The organism is Alkalilacustris brevis, assembly GCF_003350345.1.
GTDB classification, from domain to species: domain Bacteria; phylum Pseudomonadota; class Alphaproteobacteria; order Rhodobacterales; family Rhodobacteraceae; genus Alkalilacustris; species Alkalilacustris brevis.
The window spans coordinates 1-9848 of record NZ_QNVJ01000092.1; the positions used below are offsets into that span (position 1 = coordinate 1).

The 9848-nt window shown below is 64.9% G+C and carries 8 protein-coding genes and 2 pseudogenes; 6 read left to right on the top strand and 4 right to left on the bottom strand.

The features are described from left to right. Window positions 1-205: 205 nt before the first annotated feature. Window positions 206-640: pseudogene (locus DQ229_RS14380) on the top strand (NUDIX hydrolase); the annotation flags it as partial. Window positions 641-665: 25 nt separating this feature from the next. Here the strand turns inward: DQ229_RS14380 and DQ229_RS14385 are convergent. Then, window positions 666-1880, bottom strand: coding sequence for a PP2C family protein-serine/threonine phosphatase (locus DQ229_RS14385; protein WP_114966968.1), 1215 nt, complete (start codon window positions 1878-1880; stop codon window positions 666-668). A 228-nt stretch (window positions 1881-2108) separates the two neighbouring features. On the opposite strand from DQ229_RS14385, the gene DQ229_RS14390 reads away from it, so the two are divergent. Continuing rightward, the gene (locus DQ229_RS14390) at window positions 2109-2435 is read left to right on the top strand and encodes an Hpt domain-containing protein (RefSeq protein ID WP_114966961.1); all 327 of its coding nucleotides are present in this window, start codon (window positions 2109-2111) and stop codon (window positions 2433-2435) included. 21 nt (window positions 2436-2456) lie between these two features. Here the strand turns inward: DQ229_RS14390 and ilvA are convergent, their stop codons facing one another. Beyond that, complete coding sequence (gene ilvA / locus DQ229_RS14395; RefSeq protein WP_114966962.1) at window positions 2457-3734, bottom strand: threonine ammonia-lyase IlvA; 1278 nt, start codon at window positions 3732-3734, stop codon at window positions 2457-2459. Window positions 3735-3843: 109 nt separating this feature from the next. On the opposite strand from ilvA, the gene DQ229_RS14400 reads away from it, so the two are divergent. Then, window positions 3844-4866, top strand: coding sequence for an aspartate-semialdehyde dehydrogenase (locus DQ229_RS14400; RefSeq protein WP_114966963.1), 1023 nt, complete (start codon window positions 3844-3846; stop codon window positions 4864-4866). Window positions 4867-4941: 75 nt separating this feature from the next. Here DQ229_RS14400 and DQ229_RS14405 read toward each other — a convergent pair whose 3' ends face one another. After that, on the bottom strand, window positions 4942-5304 hold the full coding sequence (locus tag DQ229_RS14405) for a DUF2794 domain-containing protein (protein ID WP_114966964.1): 363 nt from the start codon (window positions 5302-5304) through the stop codon (window positions 4942-4944). Between the two features lie 182 nt (window positions 5305-5486). On the opposite strand from DQ229_RS14405, the gene DQ229_RS14410 reads away from it, so the two are divergent. The 3 genes from DQ229_RS14410 (at window position 5487) to DQ229_RS14420 (ending at window position 8079) form a co-directional block, all read left to right on the top strand. Beyond that, window positions 5487-6371 (top strand): DMT family transporter, encoded by an 885-nt coding sequence (locus tag DQ229_RS14410; RefSeq protein WP_114966965.1) that lies wholly within the window; start codon window positions 5487-5489, stop codon window positions 6369-6371. 96 nt (window positions 6372-6467) lie between these two features. Beyond that, window positions 6468-7760 (top strand): adenylosuccinate synthase, encoded by a 1293-nt coding sequence (locus tag DQ229_RS14415; protein ID WP_114966966.1) that lies wholly within the window; start codon window positions 6468-6470, stop codon window positions 7758-7760. Window positions 7761-7827: 67 nt separating this feature from the next. Beyond that, a complete protein-coding gene (locus tag DQ229_RS14420) occupies window positions 7828-8079 on the top strand; it encodes a DUF2842 domain-containing protein (protein WP_114966967.1) in 252 nt (83 codons plus the stop codon). Between the two features lie 78 nt (window positions 8080-8157). Here DQ229_RS14420 and DQ229_RS16555 read toward each other — a convergent pair. Further along, window positions 8158-9848: pseudogene (locus DQ229_RS16555) on the bottom strand (hypothetical protein); the annotation flags it as partial.

Below are 9848 nucleotides of genomic sequence, written 5' to 3' on the forward strand. Positions count from 1 at the left end.
CCGACTGCGCCACCTCGACAGGCTGCGTGCTGACCGGCAGGTCGGCCCCCGCCCAAGCGGCAACAAGCGCCTTCCTGTCTGCTCTTGACCTTCCAAGGAGGGCGGTTCCAAGTGCTCCGGATCAGTTTCGACTGGAGAGCATCATGGAATCGATGACCATACGGCCAACATCGCCCGACACCCGGCAGAAGGCTCCGGGCCGGGGATGATTCCGCGTTTTGGCAGCCCGCGCCTGGCAGCACAGAGCTATCGCCACCGCGCGGGGGCCTATGCGGTGTTGCTGCGCGATGGTTCGGTGCTGTTGACGCACCAATCGGCGCCGGTGCCGGAATTCCAGTTGCCGGGTGGGGGTATCGAACGCGGCGAGCCGGTGCTGCAAGCCCTGCATCGCGAGGTGCGCGAGGAAACCGGCTGGCGCATCGTGCCGTTGCGGCGGCTGGGGGTGTTCCGCCGGTTCACCTACATGCCGGAATATGGGATCTGGGCGGAAAAGCTTTGCACGATCTATCTGGCCCGCCCGGTGCGCCTGCTTGGCCCGCCTTCTGAACCGGGACACAGCGCGATGTGGTTGCCGATGGACGAAGCGGTGGAGCGGCTCGGAAACGATGGCGACCGGCATTTCCTGCAAAGTGCCGCAAGGATGCAGTTGCCGCCTGCTGGAGGCTTCAGGAGGCCGTTGGACCACCGTATTCCAGAAGCACGGCCGAGACATCATCGCTGAACTCGGGCGTTCCGGCGTGGCGCGCCAAAGCGTCGATCAACGCCTCATGAAAATCCTCGCCACGGCGACCCGCGATGTCTTGCATGATTTCGCGCAAGCCGGCCTCGCCCAGCTCGTGCCCGTACGGATCAGCGCATTCAGTGACCCCGTCCGATACGATCAGCAACCGGTCACCCGGCGAAAGGTCAACCTCGAAACCCTCGTAACTTGCGTTTTCGATCAGACCTGCAGGAAAGCCGCCCCGGCCCGGAAACTCCACCCTGCCGTCTTTTCGAAGAAGCGCCGGAAACGGGTGCCCCGCCTGCACCATGCGCACCCGCCCCGTCGCCAGATCGGCATCGGCATAAAGCAGGGTGCAGTAATGCTCGGATTCGACCTCATCCAGTATCAACCGATTCATCTGCATGGCGACCGACTCGGGGGCCCGTGCGTGGTGCTGCCCCTTGGCGCCCGGGGTCAGCGCAATGTTCTGTTCGGGCACCGCGCCCGAAAAAAGCCCTGCCAGCCGTGCCGCCAGGATCGCCGATGTCACCCCGTGCCCGGACACGTCGAGCGCGAACAGCCCCACCCTTGCCTGCGCGATGGGAAAGAACCCGACCAGATCGCCGCCCACATGGCCGCTGGGGCGCAGCAGCAGCGACACTTTCGCCAGGCCGAAATCATGCTGCCTGCGCCGGACAAGCGATTGTTGCAGCTGCCGCGCCTGCGCGAGGTCACGGTCGATCGAGTCATGGATTTGCTGCAGCGCATACAACGTGTCGGAAACCAGGCGGTTCTTCTGCATGAGTTCCGCCTCCATGCGCAGGATTCGTTCGCCTGCGATGATCCGGGCGCGCAGCTCTTCGGGGGATACGGGTTTTCTGAGGAAGTCATCGGCACCTTCCTTCAGGCCTTTTGCCACGGCCCCCTTGTCGCGATTGGAGGTCACCAGGATGAAATAGCCATAGGAATCGCGCGGCAGCGCCCGGAATGCACGGCAGAATTCAAGCCCCGACATGCCCGGCATGACCCAATCGGACAGGACAATATCGACACGCTGCTCTGAACACAGGCGCAGTGCCTCTTCACCGGAGGTTGCCTCATGCACGGCATACCCCCAACGCCTGAGCAATACACTGGCCACACGCCGCTGCAGGGCGCTGTCATCAACGACAAGCACGTTGCAGGCTGCGTTGCTGCACCTCGCTGCCGGCACTTCCTGGTCATGTGTCAAAACTGCGCTCACCGGGGTGACCTTGGCAATCAAATCTGGCAAGGTTTGACAGACCCGGTTTAATGAACAGTGAAGTCGTATTGCTTTTGAAATGCGGCCGTCGGATTACAAGACATTAAACTATGGTTCCCATATTGGGCATTCGAGCGGCCGCGGCCGTGGCAAGGGGTTCGCATGATCGACTGGGACAGGCTGCGGGACTTGCGGGAAGAAGTCGGCGATGAAAGCTTCGCCGAGGTGGTCGTGCTGTTCATCGACGAGGTGGATGCCGCCATCGATGAACTGTCGTCACTGGACGATGCCGCGGCGCTTGCCCGCGAATTGCATTTCATCAAGGGCAGTGCGCTGAACCTGGGGTTCAGCCGGTTGGCCGATCTGTGCGCCCATGGCGAACAGAAGGCCGCGGAAGGTGACAAGACGGCGGTTGATATCGACAGCTTGCGTAACGTTTATGCCGAATCGCGCCGGCAACTTCTTGCTCAGATGCCGCCGGCTGGCTGAGCGCCGCGCCGGGCGACCGCATCAGATCAGGAACCCCGCCAGGGTGTCATCCTCGGTGATGTCCTGATAGGTGTAGCCTGCCGCGTCGAGCCGCGCGAAAAGGCCCGGAAACGCGGCGGCATCCAGAGTCTCGATCCCGATCAGGACCGAACCGAAATTGCGCGCGGATTTCTTCAGGTACTCGAACCGGGCGATATCATCGTCAGGGCCGAGGATGTCGAGAAAGTCACGCAGCGCACCGGGCCGTTGCGGCAGACGCAGGACCAGGTATTTTTTCAGGCCCGAGAACCGCATCGCGCGTTCCTTCACTTCGGGCAGGCGCTCGAAATCGAAATTGCCGCCCGAGGTAATGCAGACGACGGTCTTGCCCTCGATCTGCCCGGCCAGTTCGGGCAGCGCATCGACCGAGAGCGCGCCGGCGGGCTCCAGCACGATACCTTCGAGGTTCAGCAATTCGAGAATCGTGCCGCAGATGCGGTTCTCGGGGGCCAGCAGCACATGGGCCGGATCGACCCCGGAAAGCACGGCAAAGGGGCGCGCGCCGATCCGCGCAACCGCCGCGCCATCGACAAAGCTGTCCACCGAGCGCAAGGTCACGGGCTCTCCGGCGGCAAGCGCCGCGCTCAGGCTGGCCCCCCCGGCGGGCTCGACATAGCGAAAGGCGGTTTCCGGAGCCGCCGCCCGCATATAGCGCAGCACCCCTGCCGCCAGCCCACCGCCGCCGACCGGCAGCACCACCATATCGGGCGCGCGGCCCAGTTGCTCGAGCAGTTCGACCGCGACGCTGGCCTGGCCTTCGATCACATCGTCATCATCGAACGGCGCCAGAAAATGTGCCCCCTCGCGCGCGCAGAACTCCTGCGCGGCGGCAAGCGACTGGTCAAAGTAATCGCCAACCAGCCGGATCTTGACCGAATCGCCGCCGAATGTCCGGGTCTTGACGATTTTTTGCTGCGGCGTGGTCACCGGCATGAAGATCGTCCCAGAGACACCGAAATGCCGGCACGCATAGGCCACCCCCTGGGCATGGTTGCCGGCGCTGGCGCAGACGAAATGGCGCTGGGCCGGGTCACGTTTGCGCAGCTTGCGCATGGCGTTGAACGCGCCCCGGATCTTGTACGAGCGCACAGGGCTGAGATCCTCGCGCTTGAGCCAGATATCGGCACCGAGGCGCTGCGACAGGTGATCGTTGCGCAAAAGCGGGGTCGGATCGAACAGCGCGCGTATCTCACGCGTTGCCGCGCGGGCGGCCTCGACATGGTCAGCGGCCTTGCGGAGGGGGTCGGGAAAATCGCTCATGAGTCTTCCTCTGCCGTGAATGCGGGGGCAAGGCAAGCCTGCCTGCGCCCCTTTCACCTGCTGCGCCGATGCTGTATTGCAGCGCGCAGAAGACGCAAAGGAGACCCCGATGGGCTACAAGATCGTCGTCGTCGGCGCCACGGGCAATGTGGGCCGGGAAATGCTCAACATTCTCGCCGAACGGGAATTCCCCGTCGACGAGATCGCCGTGCTGGCCTCGCGCCGCAGTCAGGGCACCGAGGTCAGCTTTGGCGACCGGACCCTCAAGTGCCAGGATCTGGCGCAATTCGATTTTACCGGCTGGGACATCGCGCTGTTCGCGATCGGCTCGGACGCGACCAAGACCTATGCGCCCAAGGCCGCCAAGGCCGGCTGCGTGGTGATCGACAACTCGTCGCTCTATCGCTACGACCCCGATGTGCCGCTGGTGGTGCCCGAGGTCAATGCCGAGGCTGTGGACGGCTACGCCAAGAAGAACATTATCGCCAACCCCAACTGCTCGACCGCGCAGATGGTCGTGGCACTCAAGCCGTTGCATGACCGTGCCCGCATCAAGCGGGTGGTGGTGAGCACCTATCAGTCGGTCTCCGGCTCGGGCAAGGACGGCATGGACGAACTGTGGGACCAGACCAAGGGCATATATGTGCCGGGCCAGGAGGTCGCGCCTTCGGTCTATCCCAAGCAGATCGCCTTCAACGTGATCCCGCATATCGATCTCTTCCTCGAGGATGGTTCCACCAAGGAAGAATGGAAGATGGTGGCCGAGACCAAGAAGATCGTCGATGCGTCGATCAAGGTCACGGCGACCTGCGTGCGCGTTCCGGTTTTCGTCGGCCATGCCGAGGCGATCAACATCGAGTTCGAGGATCACCTTGACGAGGAAGAAGCGCGCGACATCCTGCGCGAGGCACCGGGCATCCTGGTCGTCGACAAGCGCGAGCCGGGCGGCTACATCACGCCGGTTGAATGCGTGGGCGAATATGCCACCTATATCAGCCGCATCCGGCAGGACAGCACCATCGACAACGGCATCAACCTGTGGTGTGTCAGCGACAACCTGCGCAAGGGCGCCGCGCTGAACGCCGTGCAGATTGCCGAGACGCTGGGCAACCGGGTGCTCAAGAAAGGCTGATCAGGGCCTGACAGCACTGAACAGGGGCGTGGTGCCGGATCGGCCCGCGCCCCTGCTGCCATCACCTCGCGCGGCTCAGCCGGAGCTGTCCACCGCCCGGATCAGCTTGCGTTCAAGCACCCTGAGAACCTGCGCCAGATCATGCCCACGCTTGAGCACCTGCCCGCCGGGGCCAACCAGCGCATAAATGCCTTGCCGGTTGCGCAGGGCAGGGCGTTTCTCGATCCGATAGAGCGGATGCTCGGCCGTGCGCCGGAATACCGAGAATATCGCCACTTCGCGCAAACAGGAAATGCCGTAATCGCGCCATTCTCCGGCGGCCACCATCCGCCCGTATAGCGAAAGGATCGTGCCCAGTTCGCGCCGGTCGAAACTGACCTGCTGCGGGTCACGAGCGGGTGCCCTGAGCGGCACGGGCGTAGCGGGCGGAACCATCATGCCCCGAGAGTGGCCTCAGCGCGGCGACAAATCAAGCCTGCGTGCCGCCGAAAGCCGCCTGCCAGTGGCAACCGCCGTCTGCACAGGCTATGCCCCTTGCCGGCGGGTGCTTTTCGCCACCCTCGCGCCGGGGTGGAATATCTGCTAGCCACCGCCGTATTGGCCAACGTGCACAGGGCGAAATGACTGGATTAGGACAACTGGACAGAAGCGAGACATCGCTGGCCATCGCGACGATCTGCGCGGGGGTCGCGTTTCTTGTGTGCAGCGACGCCATCGCCAAGCTGCTGACCGAGCGTTACGACCCGATCCAGATCGTCTTTCTGCGCAATCTTATCGCCGTGCCGATCATCGCGCTGGGGCTGGCGGCGCTGCGCGGCCGGCACGCGCTACGCACGAACCACCTGCGCCTGCACGCGCTGCGCGGGCTGATCATGGTGATCGGCGCCTACCTGTTCTTTACTGGGCTCAGCTTCCTGCCGCTGGCCGAGGCAACGGCGCTGGTGTTCTCGGCGCCGATCTTCATCACCGCGCTATCCGTGCCGCTGCTGGGCGAGGCCGTGGGCTGGCGGCGTTGGGGGGCAGTTCTGCTGGGGTTTGTCGGCGTTCTCGTCGTCGTTCAGCCGGGTGGTGCGGCGTTTCAGCCGGCCTCGCTTCTCGTGGTTGGCACGGCGCTGTGCTACGCGCTTTTCATGATCAGTTCGCGCTGGATCGGGCGCGATGAAAGCCTGTGGACGATGATGCTGTTCGTCATGCTGTTTCCGATGATCTATGCCGCACCCTTCGCCATGGCATACTGGACACCGCCTGTACCCGGCGACATTGGCCTGTTTCTGGCGATCGCCGTTTTCGGCAGCCTCGGCATCACCTTGATCGCGCAGGCCTTTCGGCTGGCCCCGGCCGCCGTGGTGGCGCCGTTCGATTACACCGCACTGATATGGGCCACTGGCCTGGGCTGGCTGATCTGGGGCGATATTCCGGCGTTGTGGACAATGGCCGGGGCGGCCATCATCATCGCGAGCGGGCTGATCATCCTGCTGCGGGAAACCCGGCAGAAGAAACGTTAGCTCCGGGTACCGCACCCATGAGTGCTTATTGTGGTTTCACCCGGCGGGTTCGGGCGCTATGACAAGGCCGTTGAATTCTCAATCCAAGGGGCAGTCATGGCCAATGTTGTCGTAGTGGGCGCGCAGTGGGGCGACGAGGGGAAAGGCAAGATCGTCGATTGGCTTTCCGAGCGCGCCGACGTGATCGCCCGTTTCCAGGGTGGGCACAACGCGGGCCACACGCTGGTGATTGACGGCACCACCTACAAGCTGCACGCGCTGCCTTCGGGCGTGGTGCGGGCCGACAAGCTCAGCGTGATCGGCAATGGCGTGGTGCTCGACCCCTGGCACCTGGTTAAAGAGATCGAGACGATCCGCGGCCAAGGCGTGAAAATCACGCCCGAGAACCTGATGATCGCCGAAAACACGCCGCTGATCTTGCCTTTCCATGGCGAGCTGGACCGCGCGCGCGAGGGCCAGACCACGGTTGCCCGGATCGGCACCACCGGACGCGGCATCGGCCCGGCCTATGAAGACAAGGTCGGACGCCGCGCGATCCGGGTGGCTGACCTGGCCGATGACGCCACGCTCGAGGCTCGCATTGACCGGGCGCTGGTACATCACAACGCCCTGCGCAGCGGGCTGGGCATGGAGCCGATCGACCGCACCGCGCTGCTGGCGGAGTTGCGCGAAATCGCCCCGCAGATCCTGCGCTATGCCGCCCCCGTCTGGCGCGTGCTGGCCGAAAAGCGACGCGCGGGCAAGCGCATCCTGTTCGAAGGCGCACAGGGTGCGCTGCTGGACATCGACTTCGGCACCTATCCTTTCGTGACCTCGTCGAATGTGCTGGCCGGACAGGCGGCCACCGGCGTGGGCATCGGCCCCGGCGCGATCGATTTCGTGCTGGGCATCGTCAAGGCCTATACCACCCGCGTGGGCGAAGGCCCCTTCCCCACCGAACTGCACGATGACGACGGCCAGCGTCTGGGCGAACGCGGGCATGAGTTCGGCACCACCACCGGGCGGCAACGCCGCTGCGGCTGGTTCGATGCGGTGCTTGTGCGCCAGACCTGCACCACCTCGGGCGTCTCGGGGATCGCGCTGACCAAGCTCGATGTGCTGGACGGTTTCGAAGAGCTGAAGATCTGCGTGGGCTACGAGCTGGATGGCCAGCGGCTCGATTACCTGCCCACGGCCGCCGATCAGCAGGCCCGCGTGACGCCGATCTATGAAACCATGCAGGGATGGAGCGAAAGCACCGCGGGCGCGCGCAGCTGGGCCGAACTGCCTGCGGAAGCCATCAAATACGTGCGCCGGATCGAGGAATTGATCGATTGCCCCGTGGCGCTACTTTCCACGTCGCCGGCGCGCGAGGACACGATCCTTGTAACCGATCCCTTCGCCGACTGAGCGCGGCATGGCAGCCGCCGCACCAGCGCGACGCTCACGCCCCGCCACCCTGAAAGGAGGCCCGCGCATGTCCGAACTTTCCCACAAGGCGCGGCGGCGCTGGGCGCTCATCATCCTGCTGGTTGGGCTGCCTGTCTATATCGTCGTCGCCGTCAACGTGATCGACCTGTTCGAGCGTCCGCCATTCCTGCTGGAACTGGCAATCTATGTCGTGCTGGGGCTGGTCTGGGCGCTGCCGTTCCGCTTCATCTTTCGCGGCGTGGGCAAGGCTGACCCTGACACGGCCGAAAATGATCAGAGAAACCGGCCCCGTCGCTAAGCCGATGCCACGCCAACAGACAACGAACGCCGCCCGATAGTTCAGGCGGCGTTCGCAGTTCTTGCCTCAGGCGAAAATTTACAGCCCCGCAGCTTTGCGTGCCTCGGAGACATAGGGCGAATCCTGCGAGATCTCGAACAGGCCCCGCCGTGTCTTGATGATCCTGCCCTCACGCAGAAGCTGCCCGAACGAGCGCAACCCGGCCTCGCGGCTGGCGCGATCGTCCAGCCCAAGCCCGCCGGCTTGGCGCATCAGTTGCGGACGAGAAAACTGCGGCTGGCCCTCGACCTCGGCAATATAGGCGGCTGCGGCCTCGAGTATCTCGGGCAGGCGCGTGGCACCGATTCGAGCCGCGAATTCGGCAAAGCCCTCGTCCGCCCCGAAGATATTCTCGTCCTCGTTGCTTTCGGCCGCGACCGCGGCAAGCCCCCCCCCGCCCTGACGGATACGGCGCGGCCGCACACCGCCGGACGGGCGCACAGGCGCCACGCCCTCGGCTGCCGGGGCTGCATTCTCGGCCTGCGATACGTCGATCCGCTGTTCCGACACCAGCACCAGCGGGTCGGGCCGGCGGCTTGTTTCAGCCGCCGTTGCTTCGGGGCGGCGGGTCTGCGGCTCTCCGCGCAGGCCAGGGCGGCGCGGTACCGGGGCTTCACCCTCCTGCGCGGCACCATCGGTGCGCACGGCGCGTGCCAGATCATCGCGAAAAGGTGCGGCGCTGTCAGCAGGCGCACTGTCGACAGGACGCGGGCCGCGCATGGTCTGCTCGGCCTGGGTTGCCGCCACGGCTGCCTTGAGGTGCGAGATCGTGCTCTGGCGGCGCCGGTTCTCGGCTTCGCCAAAGGCATGGTCGGTCTGCCGCAGAAGGCGCGTGACCGAGGCCTCATCCGCCCGCGCATCCGCTTCGAGAATCTCGCGCCCCTTGCCGCTGCGGTGGCGCAGATCCTCGGCCTCGCGCTCGACCAGCGCCAGTTCTGCCACAAGCTCGGCCTCGTCCTCGGGGGAAAGCCCCGTGTCACCCAGCGCCGATGCGACCTTTGCAAAAAGCTCCTCTTCGCTGTCGCTTGATACCGAATCGGGATGCGTGACGACTTCGGCATCAAGAGCGGGCCGAGATTGCAGCTCGGCCCCTGAAACAGCCTCGCCCGATTCAACATGATCGGTATCGGTATCCACTGTGGCGGAACCCTTATCCGATGGCGTTTCCTCAACCTTCTCGGGCCCCTTGCGCAGACGGATCACGCGCGCGCGGGCAACCTCGGCCAACTCGGTCACGCTGCGCGGGTACCGCCCGGATGGCGCGGCTTCGGCGGCTTCCGGCGCGGCAGGTTCTGCATCCTCGTGCTCGGCCGGAGATGCCGCCTTGAGGTCATCAGCCACCTCTTCAGCAACGTCATCCGCTTCGGGCCAGGCCGTTTCATCAAAGGCTTCCGCAGGCGGCGCATCCGCTTCATCGCGGGGCGGCGCCGCAAAGGCGGGCTCATAGCCGGCTTCAGCGGCCTCTTCGTCTTCCCAGCTTTCCTCATCCCACGGATCACCCGGGTGTGCCTGGAACGGATCGCCCAGCTCGGTGGCCGGGGCGCCGTCTGGCCCGTGGATATTCGAAAGCGTGGCGGCCCGCGCATCGGGTGTTTGCGAGGCGGGGGCTTCATCCTGCTCGGAGACAGCCGCGCGGATGCGGGCAAGCTTGGCCGCAACCGTTTCTTCTTCGGCTTCGGCTTCGGCTTCGGCTTCGGCTTCGGCTTCGGCTTCGGCTTCGGCTTCGGCTT